The organism is Clostridium amazonense (genome assembly GCF_056431285.1).
The window spans coordinates 1-17,259 of the sequence record NZ_JBWKMH010000004.1; the positions used below are offsets into that span (position 1 = coordinate 1).

General features: G+C 28.9%; 16 protein-coding genes, 5 tRNA genes, 1 rRNA gene and 1 other RNA gene. 11 read left to right on the top strand and 12 right to left on the bottom strand.

Annotation, left to right across the window (positions count from 1 at the left end; all coding sequences use genetic code 11):
* Both AC07E4_RS02140 and AC07E4_RS02145 read right to left on the bottom strand, forming a co-directional pair.
* Positions 1–72: ribosomal RNA gene (locus AC07E4_RS02140) — 16S ribosomal RNA — on the bottom strand; the annotation flags it as partial.
* 614 nt (positions 73–686) lie between these two features.
* Positions 687–2,075 carry a pyruvate carboxylase subunit B gene (locus AC07E4_RS02145; RefSeq protein ID WP_040330916.1) on the bottom strand — a complete coding sequence of 463 codons (1,389 nt, stop codon included), beginning with the start codon at positions 2,073–2,075 and terminating at the stop codon, positions 687–689.
* A 284-nt stretch (positions 2,076–2,359) separates the two neighbouring features.
* On the opposite strand from AC07E4_RS02145, the gene AC07E4_RS02150 reads away from it, so the two are divergent.
* The 3 genes from AC07E4_RS02150 (at position 2,360) to lgt (ending at position 3,830) form a co-directional block, all read left to right on the top strand.
* Positions 2,360–2,436: transfer RNA gene (locus AC07E4_RS02150), tRNA-Arg, on the top strand.
* A 57-nt stretch (positions 2,437–2,493) separates the two neighbouring features.
* Positions 2,494–2,958 carry a nucleoside deaminase gene (locus AC07E4_RS02155; RefSeq protein ID WP_478215630.1) on the top strand — a complete coding sequence of 155 codons (465 nt, stop codon included), beginning with the start codon at positions 2,494–2,496 and terminating at the stop codon, positions 2,956–2,958.
* A gap of 89 nt (positions 2,959–3,047) precedes the next feature.
* The gene (gene lgt, locus AC07E4_RS02160; protein WP_478215631.1) at positions 3,048–3,830 is read left to right on the top strand and encodes a prolipoprotein diacylglyceryl transferase; all 783 of its coding nucleotides are present in this window, start codon (positions 3,048–3,050) and stop codon (positions 3,828–3,830) included.
* Positions 3,831–3,875: 45 nt separating this feature from the next.
* Here the strand turns inward: lgt and AC07E4_RS02165 are convergent, their stop codons facing one another.
* On the bottom strand, positions 3,876–4,559 hold the full coding sequence (locus AC07E4_RS02165; RefSeq protein ID WP_478215632.1) for a TIGR00266 family protein: 684 nt from the start codon (positions 4,557–4,559) through the stop codon (positions 3,876–3,878).
* Between the two features lie 188 nt (positions 4,560–4,747).
* On the opposite strand from AC07E4_RS02165, the gene AC07E4_RS02170 reads away from it, so the two are divergent.
* The 7 genes from AC07E4_RS02170 to AC07E4_RS02200 all read left to right on the top strand — a co-directional run bounded on the left by AC07E4_RS02170 (position 4,748) and on the right by AC07E4_RS02200 (position 8,648).
* Positions 4,748–4,837 (top strand) — tRNA-Ser (locus AC07E4_RS02170).
* A 2-nt stretch (positions 4,838–4,839) separates the two neighbouring features.
* An RNA gene (ffs, locus tag AC07E4_RS02175) (signal recognition particle sRNA large type) lies at positions 4,840–5,104 on the top strand.
* A gap of 114 nt (positions 5,105–5,218) precedes the next feature.
* Positions 5,219–6,853, top strand: coding sequence for a DNA polymerase III subunit gamma/tau (dnaX, locus tag AC07E4_RS02180; RefSeq protein ID WP_478215633.1), 1,635 nt, complete (start codon positions 5,219–5,221; stop codon positions 6,851–6,853).
* A gap of 109 nt (positions 6,854–6,962) precedes the next feature.
* The gene (locus AC07E4_RS02185) at positions 6,963–7,301 is read left to right on the top strand and encodes a YbaB/EbfC family nucleoid-associated protein (protein WP_040330910.1); all 339 of its coding nucleotides are present in this window, start codon (positions 6,963–6,965) and stop codon (positions 7,299–7,301) included.
* A 43-nt stretch (positions 7,302–7,344) separates the two neighbouring features.
* Positions 7,345–7,941, top strand: coding sequence for a recombination mediator RecR (recR, locus tag AC07E4_RS02190; RefSeq protein WP_040330909.1), 597 nt, complete (start codon positions 7,345–7,347; stop codon positions 7,939–7,941).
* Between the two features lie 109 nt (positions 7,942–8,050).
* Positions 8,051–8,332, top strand: a complete 282-nt coding sequence (locus AC07E4_RS02195; protein ID WP_040330908.1) for a DUF2508 family protein — start codon at positions 8,051–8,053, stop codon at positions 8,330–8,332.
* A gap of 61 nt (positions 8,333–8,393) precedes the next feature.
* The gene (locus AC07E4_RS02200) at positions 8,394–8,648 is read left to right on the top strand and encodes a pro-sigmaK processing inhibitor BofA family protein (RefSeq protein WP_040330906.1); all 255 of its coding nucleotides are present in this window, start codon (positions 8,394–8,396) and stop codon (positions 8,646–8,648) included.
* A gap of 42 nt (positions 8,649–8,690) precedes the next feature.
* Here AC07E4_RS02200 and AC07E4_RS02205 read toward each other — a convergent pair whose 3' ends face one another.
* From AC07E4_RS02205 to AC07E4_RS02225, 5 genes are all read right to left on the bottom strand, one after another.
* Positions 8,691–9,362, bottom strand: a complete 672-nt coding sequence (locus tag AC07E4_RS02205) for a Crp/Fnr family transcriptional regulator (protein ID WP_478215634.1) — start codon at positions 9,360–9,362, stop codon at positions 8,691–8,693.
* Positions 9,363–9,446: 84 nt separating this feature from the next.
* Entirely contained in the window at positions 9,447–9,881 is a 435-nt protein-coding gene (locus tag AC07E4_RS02210) for a gamma-glutamylcyclotransferase family protein (protein WP_040330903.1), read from the bottom strand.
* A complete protein-coding gene (gene pcp, locus AC07E4_RS02215) occupies positions 9,881–10,522 on the bottom strand; it encodes a pyroglutamyl-peptidase I (protein WP_478215635.1) in 642 nt (213 codons plus the stop codon). Before pcp ends, AC07E4_RS02210 begins: the two co-directional genes overlap by 1 nt.
* A gap of 38 nt (positions 10,523–10,560) precedes the next feature.
* Entirely contained in the window at positions 10,561–11,490 is a 930-nt protein-coding gene (locus AC07E4_RS02220) for a DUF979 domain-containing protein (protein WP_430830832.1), read from the bottom strand.
* 17 nt (positions 11,491–11,507) lie between these two features.
* Positions 11,508–12,176, bottom strand: a complete 669-nt coding sequence (locus tag AC07E4_RS02225; protein WP_040330899.1) for a DUF969 domain-containing protein — start codon at positions 12,174–12,176, stop codon at positions 11,508–11,510.
* Positions 12,177–12,487: 311 nt separating this feature from the next.
* On the opposite strand from AC07E4_RS02225, the gene AC07E4_RS02230 reads away from it, so the two are divergent.
* Positions 12,488–14,632 carry a methyl-accepting chemotaxis protein gene (locus AC07E4_RS02230; protein WP_478215636.1) on the top strand — a complete coding sequence of 715 codons (2,145 nt, stop codon included), beginning with the start codon at positions 12,488–12,490 and terminating at the stop codon, positions 14,630–14,632.
* 50 nt (positions 14,633–14,682) lie between these two features.
* On the opposite strand, the gene AC07E4_RS02235 is transcribed toward AC07E4_RS02230, so the two are convergent.
* From AC07E4_RS02235 to AC07E4_RS02250, 4 genes are all read right to left on the bottom strand, one after another.
* A complete protein-coding gene (locus AC07E4_RS02235) occupies positions 14,683–16,068 on the bottom strand; it encodes an alanine/glycine:cation symporter family protein (protein ID WP_040330897.1) in 1,386 nt (461 codons plus the stop codon).
* Positions 16,069–16,889: 821 nt separating this feature from the next.
* Positions 16,890–16,966, bottom strand: a tRNA-Arg gene (locus tag AC07E4_RS02240).
* Positions 16,967–17,065: 99 nt separating this feature from the next.
* Positions 17,066–17,156, bottom strand: a tRNA-Ser gene (locus tag AC07E4_RS02245).
* Between the two features lie 8 nt (positions 17,157–17,164).
* Positions 17,165–17,256: transfer RNA gene (locus AC07E4_RS02250), tRNA-Ser, on the bottom strand.
* Positions 17,257–17,259 lie beyond the last annotated feature (3 nt).

Sequence of the window (17,259 nt, forward strand, 5' to 3'; positions counted from 1 at the left end):
TCATCGCTCGACTTGCATGTGTTAGGCACGCCGCCAGCGTTCGTCCTGAGCCAGGATCAAACTCTCAATTTAAAAAGTTTGAAACTTGTATCTCAAGTTTGCTGACTATAATAGTCAATTTTACATTTTTCGATGTGATCTTCTAATTTGATTAGAATCTCAATGAATTAACTGGTTTTACCTATATATTATCTGTTTAATTTTCAAAGACCAATGTGTCATCATTACCTGACGACTTTTTCTATTTTACTAGATTTAAACTTTTTTGTCAACACTTTTTTTTAAATGTTTTTTAAGTTTATATCTACATCGCTTGTCTTCAATTACTTGTTTGCCTCAGCGACAAGATTTATTATATATCTAATTAAATCCTTTTTTCCCTGCATTTCTTTTATTTATATAATTTATTCTTATCATTCATCATTTTTCTCTCTTTTACTCATTATTCCTTTTATTGATACACGTGGCATAGTTACACTTTAAATCGTTACAATCTATTATTTTATATGATTTTTAATTAAATCAATAGTTTCATGTAATTTAATTTTATCTACATATATATGTCTTATATTTTATTGATTTAATACTTAAATAAATAAAGTCTTTTTCTTTTTATTGTTATTAATAAAGAGGAGACTTAATTATAAATAATCAAATCTCCTCTTTATTAATAATATATTAAATACTTATATTACTTCACTATTAGTTTCTTTTCTTAATTGCTCTTCTGATGGCTTCTCAGCTCTTTTTTTAAAGAACTCTTCTGCAATTTGTGGGAATGCAAGGTATGATAATACATCCTCTTCTGTTGAAACCTTATCTTTAAGCATTTCTTTTGTCTTTTCAAATGCTGGTTCTAATGTGTCTGCATATCTACCAACTATAGGTGAATCATTTCCTAATGCTTTTTTCATAACTTCTTCATTTATTTTTCCTGGTGCTTTACCATATTCACCTTTACAGTATGCTTTAACTTCTTTTAATACCATTTTATATCTCTCTCCAGTTAAAACATTAACTGTTGCTTGTGTTCCTACCATTTGGCTCATTGGAGTAACAAGTGGTGGATATCCTAAATCTTCTCTAACTCTTGGAACCTCTGCTAAAACAGCTTCTAATTTCTCTATAGAGTTTTGAGCTTTAAGTTGAGATATCATATTAGATAACATTCCACCTGGTATTTGATTTGTTAATCCTTGTGGTTGAGGAGTTAACACTTTAGGATCTAATAATCCTGATTCTAATACTTCTTGTCTTATTGGTTTAAAGAAATTATTTATTTCTGTTAATTTTTCTATACTTAATCCAGTATCAAATCCAGCTGACTTTAATGCTTGGTGCATAGTTTCAGTTGGTGGTTGTGCTGTACCACTTGAGAATGAAGATATAGCAGTATCTATTCCATCAACTCCAGCTTGTGCTGCGCTATAATATGCCATTTCTGCTATTCCATTTGTGCAGTGAGAATGTAAGAATACAGGTATTTTAACCTCTTCCTTTATTCCTTTTACTAAATCATAAGCTATATCTGGCATTATAAGTCCAGCCATATCCTTTATACAAATTGAATTTGCACCCATGTTTTCTAATTGTTTGGCAAGGTTTGCATAATTCTTAACATCATGTATTGGACTTACTGTATATACTATTGTACCTTGTGCATGTGCACCTTGTTTTATTGTTTCATCCATAGCCACAGCTATGTTATCATAATCATTTAATGCGTCAAATATTCTTATTATATCCATTCCATGATATACTGACTTCTTAATAAATTCTCTTACAACGTCATCTGGATAGTGTTTATATCCAAGTATGTTTTGTCCTCTTAATAACATTTGAAGAGGAGTCTTCTTTACTATACTTTTTATCTTTTTTAATCTTTCCCATGGATCCTCATTTAAATATCTTAAACAAGAGTCAAAAGTTGCGCCTCCCCAACACTCTAGTGAATAATATCCTGCATCATCTAAATCTTTAAGTATTGGTGCAAATTTATCATATGGAAGTCTTGTAGCTATCAATGATTGATTTGCATCTCTTAGAACCGTCTCAGTTATATGGATTTTTTTCATTAATAATCACCTCTATGTTTAATGTCGTCCATTTTGTATTTTAGCATAAACCTCAGTAAAAATCTGCAATAAATCATTTATTTTTCTGAAAAATTGTTTTTTATATTGCATTATTAGTGATTTTTTATTAATTGCTAGCCTAACTATATTTTTAGCTAATATATTTTTTAAATACTATTATATCTTTTTATTATATATTTAATATTTTCTTTAATAACTATATTATTCATAAATGTTGACATTCTTATGTCATAATATTTATAATATACTTATACATTGAATTTGCGCTCGTAGCTCAGTTGGATAGAGCAACCCCCTCCTAAGGGGTAGGCCGGAGGTTCGACTCCTCTCGCGCGCACCAAGCCTAACAGTTTTGCTGTTAGGCTTTTTATATACTAATTTATAAAAAGGAGTATTTATGAATTCATTATATATAAATGAAGCTATAAACGAAGCTAAAAAGGCATATAAGATAGGTGAAGTTCCTGTTGGTGCTATAATTGTAAAAAATGATACTATCATTGCAAGAGCACACAATCTAAAAGAATCATTATTAGATCCAACATGTCATGCTGAAATTTTAGCTATAAAAGAAGCATGTAAAGCTATTAATAATTGGAGATTATCTGATTGCACTATGTATGTAACACTTGAACCATGTCCTATGTGTGCTAGTGCAATAGCACAAAGTAGAATATCAAATTTATATATAGGAACATTTGATGATAAGAATGGTGCATGTGGTTCGGTAATTAATATAGTACAAAATGAATCATTACACTATTGGATAAATACAATATGGTTATATAACTTAGAATGTAGTGATTTAATGACAAATTTTTTTAAAGAACAACGAATAAAATCCAAATCTAACAATAATTAATTACTTTTAAAGTATATATTGACTATAATTTTTGTATTTATGGTGATAAAATGTATATATTATTTAATTTAATAGGAGGTGTTTTATATATGGATAAAGTTGCATTTTCACTTTTTGGAATTGACATTGCTTGGTATGGTATATGTATATCATTGGGTGTTTTAACTGCATGTCTATTAGCTCAATATACATCTAAGCTTAGAGATATAGATTATGATGACCTTATAACTATTTTTCTTATAACATTTCCATTTTCAATAATAGGAGCTAGAGCTTATTATGTAATATTCGAATTTAACAATTATAAAGATAACTTAATAGATATATTTAATATTAGGCAAGGAGGACTTGCTATACATGGTGGATTAATTGCAGCAATACTTGTTGGCTATATATGTGCAAAGAAAAAGAAAATAAACTTTTTAGCAGGTATGGACACTGTTGTCCCTTGTGTAATTTTAGCTCAAGCTATGGGTAGATGGGGAAATTTCTTTAATCAAGAGGCTCATGGTGGTCCTGTTTCATTTGAATTTATAAGTAAATTTCCTAAATTTATTCAAAACGGAATGTTAATAGATGGTACATATTATCATCCTACATTCTTATATGAAAGCGTTTGGAATATATTAGTCTGTATTATCCTAATATACTTACTTAATAAAGTTAGGAAAAACGGTATTGTATTTTTTTCATATATAGGTTTATATTCATTGGGTCGTTTTTTTATAGAAGGCCTAAGAACAGATAGCCTTATGATTGGACCTTTGAGAGTTGCGCAGCTTATAAGCTTAATTGGAATTGCAATTTGTGCAATAGGACTTATATTCTGTTATAAACAAAAAAATAATAAACGAAAAAATAAATATTCATAAATCTAAAATGAAGATAAAATAAAATTTTATCTTCATTTTTTATATTTAGCCCTGTCTTGATGGCATATAATATGATAGTCTTGCTGCTAAATTACTCATAGGCATAGTTTGTAAGTATACCCTTCCTGGTCCTGTAAGTGTTGTTAAGAATAATCCTTCTCCTCCAAACAATACATTTTTAACGCCCTTAACCATTTCTATATCAAATAAAACAGTAGAATCAAATGCCGCTACATGACCTGTATCAACTTTCAATTTTTCACCTGGTGCCAAATCAACTTCTTCCACATGACCATCAAATTCTAAAAATACAAGTCCTGGACCTGTAATTCGTTGTAAAATAAATCCCTCTCCACCAAAAAATCCAGCAGATAATCTCTTTTTAAGATGAATTTTAAAATCAACTGATGATTCTGATGCCAAAAATGCTCCTTTTTGACAAATTAATACTTGACCTTCATGTAAGTTCTTAGCTATTATTTTTCCTGGTACTGCACAAGGAAATGCAATTTCACCTTCGCCTCTACCACAAGTAAATATATTTAGAAATATACTATCACCTGATAAAGCTCTTCCTATACCACCAAATAATCCACCCTTCAAATTTGTATCCATATCTATATTGTCACTCATCCAGCCCATTGCACCTGATTCACTTATTATTCTTTCCCCGCTTTGAAGCTTACAAATAGCTACTGGCATACTACCACCTTTTATTTCATATTGCATAACATCCACCTCCAAATATATAATAAATATATACTAAATATATGTATTAAATTCATTATATATAAATATACTAATTCATGAGAAGCATATTTATAATAAATTTTGGAAATTTTAATATTTACTTAAAATGCTTGAAAATATAATTTTATAATAGTATAATGATAACTACATAATATAAAATTAAATATGGAGAGATGTCCGAGCGGCTGAAGGAGCACGCCTGGAACGCGTGTGTAGGGGAAACTCTACCGAGGGTTCAAATCCCTCTCTCTCCGCCATGTCGTACTAGACGGGGAGTTAGCGGTGCCCTATACCTGCAACCCGCTACAGCAGGGTTGAATTCCTCGCCTCGATTTTAGTTTGTGTGGTCTGGTCTATGTAAGTGGCGTTGATAGCTGGGTCCCACGCAATAAGGACTCATGAACCTCGTCAGGTCTGGAAGGAAGCAGCGATAAGTGAGATCCCTTATGTGCCGTGGATAAACCTGGTTTGAGTTAACTGCATAGATAACGCGCATAAACTAACTATCAAAGCGAGGTGTACGACTATATATTAGTAAATCAAAGATGCATCTTGCATCTTTTTTTTATTATATGTAAAATTTATAATAGAATAATTTAATTAATAAGTTTATATAAATAAAATATTGAGGTGAGATTATGAGTTATACTGCACTATATAGAGAGTTTAGGCCTAAAAACTTTGAAGATGTTATAGGTCAGACACATATAACTACAACACTTAAAAATGCTATAAAAAATGATAGAATTGCTCATGCATATTTATTATGTGGTACAAGAGGTACAGGAAAGACTTCTACTGCTAAGATATTAGCTAAAGCTGTTAACTGTCTTAATTCTAAAGATGGTGAACCATGCAATGAATGTGAAATGTGCAAAAATATAAATTCTGGAACTGCTATAGATGTAGTAGAGTTAGATGCAGCTTCTCATAATAAAGTTGATAATATAAGAGATATAATAGAAGATGTACAATATCCTCCTCAAGAAGCAAGATATAAAGTCTATATCATCGATGAGGTTCATATGTTATCTCAAGGAGCCGTAAATGCATTTCTAAAAACTTTAGAAGAACCTCCTAGTTATGTTATTTTTATATTAGCTACAACAGACCCACAAAAATTACCTATAACTATTTTATCTCGTTGTCAAAAATTTGATTTTAAAAGAATAAACAACGAAGATATATTTTTAAGGCTTAGAAAAATAGTTGATATTATGGGTGTATATTCTGATGATAAAAGTCTTAAACTAATTTCTAGAATATGTGATGGAGCAATGAGAGATGCACTAAGTATATTAGATCAAGCCATTTCAATGGGTTCTAATAAAGTTAATTATGATGATATAGTTAAAATGCTTGGCTTAATGACTAATGATGATTTAGTTCATCTTACTGATAATATAATAGATAAGAATATAGAAAATTCTATATTAACAATGGATAAATGCATTTCCTCTGGAAAAGATGTAAATTTACTTATAAAAGATTTTACTAAACATATGAGAGACCTTATGATGGTAAAAGTTACTGAAAGTCCTGAAGAAGTTTTAGAAATGTCCATAGAAAACATAGCTATTTTAAAAGCACAAAGTGAAAAACTTAGAGTTGAAGAAATTATGCGCTATATAAAAATTCTTCAAGAAGCTGATGAAAACTCTAAGTATGCAAAACAAAGTAAAATATATTTAGAACTTGCATTAATTAAAATGTGTAAAATTGAATATGACACTTCTTCTGAAGTTTTATTATCAAGAATAAATCGACTTGAACATGTTATTAAAAGTGGAGTTTCCGTTAACATTAATGAAAAAATACAAGCAGCACAAAATTTATCTGAAACTAAAAAAGTCCTAATTGAAGAATCACAAACTAAAACTGAAATTCCAAAAACTGTATCAAATGAAGGTTTAGAATCATATAATGATAAATCATCACTTACTAAGGATATTGTTAGTAGATCATTTAAAGATGTGCAACAATTATTAAAAGCAAGAAAAAATATAGTTTTAGCTGTTGCGCTAATGGTTGGAAAAATTAATTCTGTTAAGGGAAATATTATTGATATTTTATTTGATGAAGAATATGATTTTCATAAAAAAAGGCTAGAAAAAGACGAAAATCGAAAAATAGTTAATGATGTATTTTCTGAAATTTTAAAAGAAAAAGTAATCGTATCCTATTCTCTTGATAAGGTTAAAGAAGATATTTCTAAGGAAAATATACTAACTGAGACATTTGGTGAAGACTTGGTAGAAATAATTGATGAATAATATAATATAATAAAATATAATAAAATTAGTTACATTAATATCAAATATTCTATATACTACTAATATATTGATATTATAAAATATATAAATAATTTAAGGAGGCATTATTATGGCAAAAGGTGGATTCCCAGGAATGGGTGGAAATATGAATGGTCTTTTAAAACAAGCACAAAAATTTCAAAAACAAATGGAGACAGCTCAAAAAGATTTAGAAACTAAAACTTTTGATGGATCAGCTGGTGGTGGTGCTGTTACTGCTACTGTAAATGGTAAAAGAGAATTATTAAAAATTTCAATAAAACCAGAGGTTGTAGATCCTGATGATGTTGAAATGTTAGAAGATTTAGTAATGTTAGCTTGTAATGAAGCATTAAAAACAGCTGAAACTGAAACAGCTAGTATGATGGGTAAATTAACTGGCGGATTAAATATGCCTGGTTTATTCTAAACAACTGTGTAGTAAATAATATATACATTTAGAGGTGAATATTTTGGATTTTTATCCTATCGCAATAGAGAAACTTATAGAAGAATTCGCCAAGCTCCCAGGTATAGGCAATAAAACTGCCCAACGACTTACACTTCATGTTTTAAATTTACCACGTGAAGAAGTGGAAGAGTTTGCAAATGCACTTATAAAAGCAAGAGGTACTATAAAATACTGCCCTATATGTGGGAACTTTACTGACACTTCACCATGTTCTATATGTTCTAACCCTAATCGTGATAAAACTACAATTTGTGTAGTTGAACAACCAAAGGACATAATGACTATGGAAAAAGTTCAAGAATTTAATGGTGTCTATCATGTTCTTCACGGAACAATATCACCAATGAATGGTCGTGGGCCTGAAGACATAAAGCTTAAAGAATTAATAAGTAGAATAAATGGAGAGCCCAAAGAAATAATTGTAGCTACAAACCCTAATATTGAAGGTGAAGCTACTGCAATGTATATTTCTAAAATTTTAAAACCTTTTGGTGTTAAAGTTACTAGAATTGCTCATGGTGTTCCTGTTGGTGGGGACCTTGAATATGCTGATGAAGTAACTTTGGCTAAAGCACTTGAAGGAAGAAAAGAGATTTAATTTAAATATATAGGTTTAACTTGCAATGTTAAACCTATATATTTTTTTATTTAAAGTATACTTAATCCATTTTTTGTTAATGATTATAACAAAGAGTGGAGGTGCTTATATGAATAAAAAATATTTAACAAACATAATGTTAAATCATAAAAAATATAGCGATGAAGAACGAGAAATTCTTTTGCAATTACAATCAGCTCTACTAGAATGGAATATAGCAAAAGAATCTTTTCAATTTGTAAGTGATCCAAAACTTATAGATTTGATTATTTGCAAAGAGGATGAAGCTAAGTCCAAATACCTATATTTTCTATCCTTAGCTAAATCACATAATATAACCGTTGATCCTTCAATGATGTTAGAACAATTAAATGCTGCTGGAAAGTGGTAATTACAACTTTCTTTTCATATAATATACTTATAATATTATGTGATGTAAGGAGATGTTAAAAATGAATGCTGCAATTATTTTTATATTCGCAGTACTTGGTTTAATAGTTTTAGGAAAACTACTTGCATGGCCATTAAAAATTTTAATAAAGCTAGTAATTAATGCTTTAGCTGGTGGTATCCTACTTCTATTAGTTAACTTTGTTGGTGGCCCATTTGGAATATCTATAGCAATAAATGCAGTTACAGCTTTAATTGCAGGTCTATTAGGTCTTCCTGGTGTTGTTTTTTTGATAATATTTTATGTACTTATATAAAAATAACTCCTATATGTTTAGTTTCATATAGGAGTTATTTATTTATATACCAGCTAATGTTTTTAGTTTTTCTATGTCATTTATATGTATTTTCTTATTTTTAACATCTATAATTCCATCATCTTTAAGTTCCTGCAATGTTCTAGTTATAGTAACTCTAGAACATCCCATTAAATTAGCAAGTTCTTGATGAGTAAAAGTTAAATCTATTACTTTTATCCCTTTTTCCTCTGTATATATTTGAGCGCAAAGTCTATATAGTGTTGATGCTAATCTTACTTTTGGACCTTCTGCTAAAAAATCATTTATTTGTGATAATGCAATTTGATATTTTCTTACTATGCTATGTATAAAAAAAGCATGATACTCAGGATTATGTTCTAGCAATGAATCTATATCCTCATAGTTAACATAACTTATAGTTGAATCTTCCATTGATACAACCTTTGCTTCTATATGATTGCCTACAAAATATGAAACTTCACCATTTATTTCCCCTTCTCTTAAATAAAATAGTACTTTTTCAATTCCAGATGAAGTAAATGTACATACTTTAATTTTCCCTGATATCACTATCATTATTTCATTGATATCACTCTTTTTAACAACTTCATTTTTTGTATAATCAATACATCTTCCCATCTTAGATACTGAATCCAAAAAAAAGTTTCTCATATTATTCTGTCTATTTTCATCAAATAATTTCTCATACATTAAACATTCACTACCTTTTTTTTAAGATAAAAGAGTGAGATTAATCTCACTCTTTTATCTTATTATACCATTTAATTTAAAACTTTATTTATTTAATTTAAATGTCTTCCAACATCCATGATCTAAATATAAACTATGCTTATCAAATTTTTCTTTATCATTTAAAGCATATTCATACATATAACATTTTTCAATAATATTATCATCAGTATTATAGACTTCAACAATTATTCTATTATATTCATTATTTTCATTGTTAGGTCCATAATAACCTTCCATTTTATCTACAGCATTCATTACTTCTTCATAATTACTTACTTCTATAATTTCGCCATAGATATCATCATTCCCACTTATTACAGCTGGGTATCCTTTATGGGGCATATCATATAGTTTTCCTTTTATTTTTCCATGTTTGCAACTTAAAACCTTGCCCTTTAAATATTTATCATAGTTAAAAAATCCTGTTCTTAAACTTCCATAAACAAATACTTTTAATTTTTCACTAGGTAATATCATTAGCAAATAGTTCCTCCTATTAATTTGACATCTTCATTATTCTCTACAGCAGCTTTTATACAAAGTTCTAATCCTTTTGCTATATCTTTTAATGACATTGATGGCATATTAGGTTTAGCTATCACTTGGCTCGGTATGTATGGAACATGTATGAAACCACCTTTTATATTAGGATACTTTGTATTCACTAAATATAATATCCCATACATAACATGATTACACACGAAAGTTCCTCCAGTATTGGAAACTGCTCCTGGAATACCATTCTCAGCCATTTCTTTTACCATTGCTTTTATTGGTAAATTAGAGAAGTATGCATTTTCTCCAGTTTCTTGTATTTTTATATCTATTGGTTGATTTTCTTCATTATCTTTTATTCTTGCATCATCTACATTTATAGCTACTCTTTCTGGTGTAATTCCAAATCTTCCGCCAGCTTGTCCTATTGATATAACTATATCTGGATTATGCTTTTCTATTGCTTCTTCTATACAAGCTACAGATTTTCTAAAAACTGTAGGTATTTCTAATTTAATAACTTCTGCTCCTGATATAGTTTCAGGTAATAGCTTAACAGCCTCTAGTGCTGGATTTATACTTTCTCCTCCAAATGGATCAAATCCTGTAATTAAAACCTTCATAAATTAACATCCTCTCTTTTGTATATATTTAAGTCTATCTAAAATGCTAAGAAGTACATTAAAGGAATATGTAGTAATAAAAGAATTGTTGCTATTGGAACTTGTGCTTTTATTACTATATTCTTATCTTTAGTTTCTAGTAATGCTGCTGGCATTACGTTGAAGTTTGCTGCCATTGGTGTTAATAATGTTCCACAGTATCCTGCTGTTAAAGCTAATGCTCCTGCTACTGCTGGATTTGCACCTTGTGCAAATACAAATGGTAAACCAACTCCTGCTGTAATAACTGAAAAGGCTGCAAATGCATTTCCCATTATCATTGTAAATACTGCCATACCTATACAATAAGCTGTTATTCCTATTAATATGTTTCCATCTGGTATAAAGTTTGATATACCACCTGCTATTACTTCTCCAACTCCTGCTGCTGTAAATAAAGATCCTAATGCAGCTAATAATTGTGGTAATATACTTGTTGATCCAACAGATTGTAACATTCTGTCACCATCTTCTATTAAATCTTTTGGCTTAGCTTTTGTTATTGCAAATGTTATTGCTATTGAAGCTACTGCTGATATTCCTATAGCAACAGTTCCACCTAATGGTGTAAATTGTGCTATAACAAGTGCTACTACTGCTATTGCAACTGATGGTACAAATATTTTGTTTCCAAGTTTTTTGCTTTGTTCTTCCGCAAATTTAGTATCTGGTGTTTTTAAGTTTCCAATCTTAACTTTTTTACTTGCACTTAATACTCCTAAGAATACTAATAGTCCTCCAACTAAAGCTGCTGGAATAAATGCACCGAACATAAATATGATAGAAAGTATTCCCCAGAAAAGAGTTGTACCTATTCTTGCTTTATGATTTTTATCATTAAAAGTTTTAACTGCTGTTGTTAACATTAATAATCCAACCATTACATAGAATAGTTCCAACAGCAAGTTTGAAATTGCTTTTATATCCATGTTTATTCCTCCTTAGTTTAATCGTTTTTTCTATTAGCTTTTTCTATAGATTTATCTAGCATATGGTTTTGTAATGCTACTAATATAAATGCTATTATTGCTATTGGTATTGATGCCTTTGCAACATCTAATGTATTTACTGCATATCCTAATTCTTCTAAAGTACCAGCTATTAAAAGTACTCCTGAACTTGCCATAAATACGTTTTGTGCAAAGAAGTTTCCGTAGTTCTCCATTGCTGCTGCTGCACCTTTTATTTTTTCTTCTGTTTTTTCATCTATTTTTCCATACTTACTTATTGCAGCACCTTGTGCCATTGGGTTTATAAGTGGTCTTATAAATTGAGCATGACCTCCAAGTCTTACTGATGCCGCTGCTGCTGATTCTCTTATAAATAAGTAAAGTGTAAGCATTTTTCCTGTTGATAAGTTTTTAGCTTTTCTAATTAATTCTATAGCTCTTTCTTTTAAGCCATATCTTTCACACATACCTATAACTGGTAAAGTTAATATAAATAAAGACATATGTCTTTGTGCTACAAATGTTGATCCTAGTGTTTCTAAAATACCCATAATATTAATATCTGCTACTAATCCTGTTACAATTCCAGCACCTAAAACTACTGCAATTGTGTCAAGTTTAAGTGCAAATCCTATGATAACTATAATGATTCCTATTAAAGTCATAAATTTCATTCCTTTCTTTAATCTTTTTTTTGATTATACTGAAAATTTATTTTTTAGTCTGTATCTCTGTATACAGAATTATTTTTTTATTAAAATTAATTCTATTGTTGTATTATCTTATGTTATATCCTTTAACTTACTATTTTGATTTATACATATCTAATTTTATTTAGTACTATTAAATATTTTTTTTACACTTAATAGTTATATATTCTTCATTTGTTAAATTTGTATGATAAGTTTAAATTTTTAGAATATTATGGTAAAATGTTGGTAATAAGTATAGCTTTAATTTTTAATGGGGTGTTTAAATGAGGGGTTTTTTTAAAAAAAGTAATAAAAAGAAAAAAGTACTTGAAGGTAGTACTAAACTTTGTACAAACAATACAACATGTAATTTTAAAACTAATATGACTCATTCAATTGGTTTTAAAATAGCAATTACAACAAGTATCATTGTTATACTTGCTATGATTGTTACTACTATATTTATATATTTAAGCGGTTCTAATATTATTTCTAATTTAAGTAATCATACATTGAAATCTATAGTTGAAAAATCTATAGATACGATTACTATAACTCTTGATAAATATACTAGTGAAGTTTCTTCCTTATCCAATAACCAATCATCAAAACAATTATTAAAAGACTACAAATCAAAAGATACATCATCAGCTAATCAAACTTATTTAGATCAATGCAATAGAATATTCAGTGACTTTTTAACTCAGTCTAGTAGTGCAGAAAGAATTTCTTTAATATCACTAGATGGAAAGATTATAGCTGACACTGAAGAAAATATGGTTGGTACAGACGTTACAAAATCTAATTTTCATGATGTTAGTTCCAATGGTGCAACATTCATAAGTAATTCAACAAAATCTGATGTAAGTGGAAAAAATATTTGTATTTTCACATATCCTGTAAAAGATTATGAAAAATATGGTGAAACAATTGGTTATACAGCTTTATATGTATATACTGATAGTTTTTCCGAGTATTTAAAAGACATAAATATAAATAATACTGCCAAAACATCAACTTGTCTAATAGATTCCAGCGGGACATATATATATAGTTCTAATAAAGAATTATTAGGTAAAGAAGTTGATATACCTATTTTAAAGAAAATTTCTGATAAAGTTAAAAAAGGAAGTAAGCTCAACATAGATTGTAGTGAATATACCGAAAACGGATCAAACATAATATGTTCTTATGGCTCAATAACAAAAACAAATTGGACTTTAATTATATCAACAAATAAAAGTCATTTAATGAAACCAATAAATTCATTAACTAACACAATTTTATGTATTTCAATTGTTGTTTGTGTTATTTGTTTAATAATAGCTCTTATAGTTGCTAAATTCTTAATAAAACCTATTATAATTGCTAAGCAACTAGTTTCTAAAACTGCTAATTTAGACTTAAGTGAAGATAATATTAAAATTAATACATTAAGTAAAGATGAAATTGGTCAAATTTCTTCATCTGTTATTGAAATGAGGAATGTATTAAGAGAAGTTATTAGATCATTGCTTGATGTAGAAAATATGATTGATTCTAATGTTAATATAGTTGAAAATTCTATTGAACTATTAAAGGAAAATGCTGAGTCTACTTCTAATGATGTTTCTACAATTTCTTCTGGTCTAGAGCAGACTGCTGCTACTTCACAAGAAATGGCTGCATCATCTGAAAAAATGAAGTCCGGAATAAATAACATAGCTTCAGATTCTGTAAATGGTTCTAAACTAGCTAAAAATATATTAGATAGAGCATTAAAATTTGAAAAATCATCGGAAGAATCTAAGGAATCGACAATAAAATTGTATGATGAAGTAAAATCCGAACTTGAGGTTGCAATTGAATCATCTAAAGAAGTTAATCAAATTCATAAATTAACAGATTCAATAATGGATATTACCGAACAAACAAATCTTCTTGCTTTAAATGCAGCAATTGAAGCAGCTCGTGCAGGAGATGCAGGCAAAGGATTTGCTGTAGTTGCCGATGAAGTTAGAAACCTTGCTAATGAATCTCGTGAAATAGCTAGTAATATTCAAAACTTAGTCAAAGTTGTTTATAATTCAGTTGAAAATTTATCTGCTAGTTCTGAAAAGATGATGGAATTTATGGATTCTAAGTTAAAATCAGATTATCAAACAGTAATAGATACTAGCAAAACTTATTGTGATGATGCAACTAATTTTGATAATTTTATGGTTGAATTTAGTAATGAAGCTCAAAAATTAAATTCTTATGTTTCTGGTATAGTTGTAGCTATAGATGAAGTTTCTAATACAATAACTGATGGTGCACTTGGATCATCTAACATCTCTATTAAAACACAAAACATTGTAGAACAATTGCAAAGTATAAAAGAAGCTTGCACAATAAATAAATCTAGTGCTACTAAATTGACAAATATTATTTCAAAATTTAACTTATAACGAAAAAAAGGTACCATTAAAATTTAATGATACCTTTTCTTTATGATAATTTATAAATTTACATCTACATCATTATTAATCATATCTTTAATTTCTTCATATTCATTCATCTTTTTAACTACAATTCCATTTAATGCTAGCAATGCTATTAAGTTTGGAAATACCATAAGTCCATTAAAAGTATCAGCAAGTTCCCAAACTAAATCGACCTTCATCATTGATCCAATAACTACTATAATCATTACTAATACTCTATATATATTAATTGCCTTCTTACCAAACATATATTTTATATTTGCTTCACCAAAGAAATACCAACCAATTATTGTTGAAAATGCAAAGAATAATAAACAAACAGCTATAAATCCTTGTCCAAAACTTCCTAATGTTAACTCAAATGCTTTTTGTGTTAAAGCTATTCCTTTTAGTCCCTCAATTTCTAAAGCTCCACTTGTTAATATAACTAATGCTGTTAAAGTTAATATAACGAATGTATCTATAAATACACTTACTATAGCAACTGAACCTTGTTGACTCGGATGTTTTACTTTTGCAACAGCATGAGCATGTGGTGTTGATCCCATACCTGCTTCATTTGAAAACAATCCTCTTGATACTCCATATCTTACAGCATGTTTAATAGTTACTCCTAATGCTCCCCCCATTACAGCTTGTGGATTAAACGCACCAACAAATATTGATTTAAGTGCTGGTAAAATGTGTGATCCATTCATACCTACAATAATAATAGCTGCTACTATATAAAAGCCAGCCATTATAGGTACTATTTTCTCTGTTACAGATGCTATACGTCCCATACCTCCAAAAAAAACAAACCCTGCTAATGCTGCAACTATTAATCCTACTACTAATGGTGATATTCCAAATGCATTTCTAAATGCATCTGATATAGAATTGGCTTGAACCGCATTTCCCATAAAGCCTAAAGCTATTACACAGAATATAGCAAAGAAACCTGCTAAAAATTTTCCTAGCTTTTTATTTTTTAGTCCATCACTTATATAATAAGCTGGTCCACCAGTAATCTCACCATCTACTTTTTTTCTAAATACTTGTGCAAGTATTGCTTCAGCATAAATTGTTGACATACCAAAGAATGCACTTAACCACATCCAAAATATTGCCCCTGGACCTCCAGATGTAATGGCTGTTGCAGCACCAGCTAAATTACCAGTACCTACCTGAGCTGCAATAGCTGTAGCTACAGCTTGGAATGAACTCATTCCATCACTACCTGCCTTTTTACCTTTTAAATTCATTCCCCCAAATATCCTTTTAAAGCCTTCTCCAAATTTTCTTACTTGTACAAATTTCAATCTACACGTAAAGAAAATACCTGTACCTAATAATAGTATTAGTAATACATAGTTCCATAAAACATCGTTTATTGATTTAACTAATTGTAATAAATCCATAAATGATTCCCCCCTTTTTATAATGTTAAAAAGTAATTTTATTTAGTATAAAATATAAAAAGTATATTATATAAAATAATTTATTTTAATATTTTATTTACATTAAAACAAATCAATTATATCTATAGTTGTGAATTGTATTATTAATTTTTTCAATACTTTAATAACATTATAGTACTTTTTCTTAATTTTTTTAATATTTTGAAATTAATTTTTAGAAACTTTTATGGATATTTTGTTAAAAAAATATTTTTTTTTATGTTTTAAAATTTTATAATATTTTTCGCAATAATTTCAAATTTAAAATCATATTTTTACATATTGCTTTATTTTCTTATTAAATTTATTTCTAATTTTTTTAAATGAATGTATAGATGTATTTGACTTATTGTTAATATTTATAAGTAAATTTATGGTTAATAACTTACTTATATGATCTATTATATTAAATTATTCTATATATTATATTGCATAAAATAATTTACTTAATAAATAGGAGGAACATAATGAAATATATAAAATTATGATCAACGATATTTTTATGGATTGGATTTATTTCAACAATTATACTAATTTTTCTTTTAATATTATTGTATTGCATTTCAGTTCCAAGTAATTGGTATGATATGTATAGACCTGAGTTTTTAGGCATAAAAAATATGTTTTTAATAATTGTTCCTTTTTCATTCATTATCGTATATGCAATAAAAAGCATATATACTGAACTCTTAATAATTGATAGAAAAATAAACTAAAAATTTATTTTATTACCTTTCATATAAAAATAAAAAACCTAGTAATCATTAAGATTACTAGGTTTATGGTGCGGCGGAGAAGATTCGAACTCCCGGCCAACTGGTTCGTAGCCAGCTACTCTATCCAACTGAGCTACCACCGCAAATATAACTATATGATATCATTTATGTTATAAAAAGTCAATATTTTGTATAACATGATAACATAAAAGTAGCTACGTATTGAACACAGCTACTTTTCATGGCGGAGAAAGAGGGATTTGAACCCTCGCGCCGGTTACCCGACCTACGCCCTTAGCAGGGGCGCCTCTTCGGCCTCTTGAGTATTTCTCCAATAATTTTGGCGGAGAGAGTGGGATTCGAACCCACGGTGCGCTCATCACGCACGCCGGTTTTCAAGACCGGTGCCTTAAACCAACTCGACCATCTCTCCGTG

Excerpts from the sequence above, each read along its gene's own strand:
- AC07E4_RS02145 (WP_040330916.1), bottom strand. The coding sequence starts at position 2,075 with ATGAAAAAAATCCATATAACTGAGACGGTTCTAAGAGATGCAAATCAA.
- AC07E4_RS02155 (WP_478215630.1), top strand. The coding sequence starts at position 2,494 with ATGAATTCATTATATATAAATGAAGCTATAAACGAAGCTAAAAAGGCA.
- lgt (WP_478215631.1), top strand. The coding sequence starts at position 3,048 with ATGGATAAAGTTGCATTTTCACTTTTTGGAATTGACATTGCTTGGTAT.
- AC07E4_RS02165 (WP_478215632.1), bottom strand. The coding sequence starts at position 4,559 with ATGCAATATGAAATAAAAGGTGGTAGTATGCCAGTAGCTATTTGTAAG.
- dnaX (WP_478215633.1), top strand. The coding sequence starts at position 5,219 with ATGAGTTATACTGCACTATATAGAGAGTTTAGGCCTAAAAACTTTGAA.
- AC07E4_RS02185 (WP_040330910.1), top strand. The coding sequence starts at position 6,963 with ATGGCAAAAGGTGGATTCCCAGGAATGGGTGGAAATATGAATGGTCTT.
- AC07E4_RS02195 (WP_040330908.1), top strand. The coding sequence starts at position 8,051 with ATGAATAAAAAATATTTAACAAACATAATGTTAAATCATAAAAAATAT.
- AC07E4_RS02200 (WP_040330906.1), top strand. The coding sequence starts at position 8,394 with ATGAATGCTGCAATTATTTTTATATTCGCAGTACTTGGTTTAATAGTT.
- AC07E4_RS02205 (WP_478215634.1), bottom strand. The coding sequence starts at position 9,362 with ATGTATGAGAAATTATTTGATGAAAATAGACAGAATAATATGAGAAAC.
- AC07E4_RS02210 (WP_040330903.1), bottom strand. The coding sequence starts at position 9,881 with ATGATATTACCTAGTGAAAAATTAAAAGTATTTGTTTATGGAAGTTTA.
- pcp (WP_478215635.1), bottom strand. The coding sequence starts at position 10,522 with ATGAAGGTTTTAATTACAGGATTTGATCCATTTGGAGGAGAAAGTATA.
- AC07E4_RS02220 (WP_430830832.1), bottom strand. The coding sequence starts at position 11,490 with ATGGATATAAAAGCAATTTCAAACTTGCTGTTGGAACTATTCTATGTA.
- AC07E4_RS02225 (WP_040330899.1), bottom strand. The coding sequence starts at position 12,176 with ATGACTTTAATAGGAATCATTATAGTTATCATAGGATTTGCACTTAAA.
- AC07E4_RS02230 (WP_478215636.1), top strand. The coding sequence starts at position 12,488 with ATGAGGGGTTTTTTTAAAAAAAGTAATAAAAAGAAAAAAGTACTTGAA.
- AC07E4_RS02235 (WP_040330897.1), bottom strand. The coding sequence starts at position 16,068 with ATGGATTTATTACAATTAGTTAAATCAATAAACGATGTTTTATGGAAC.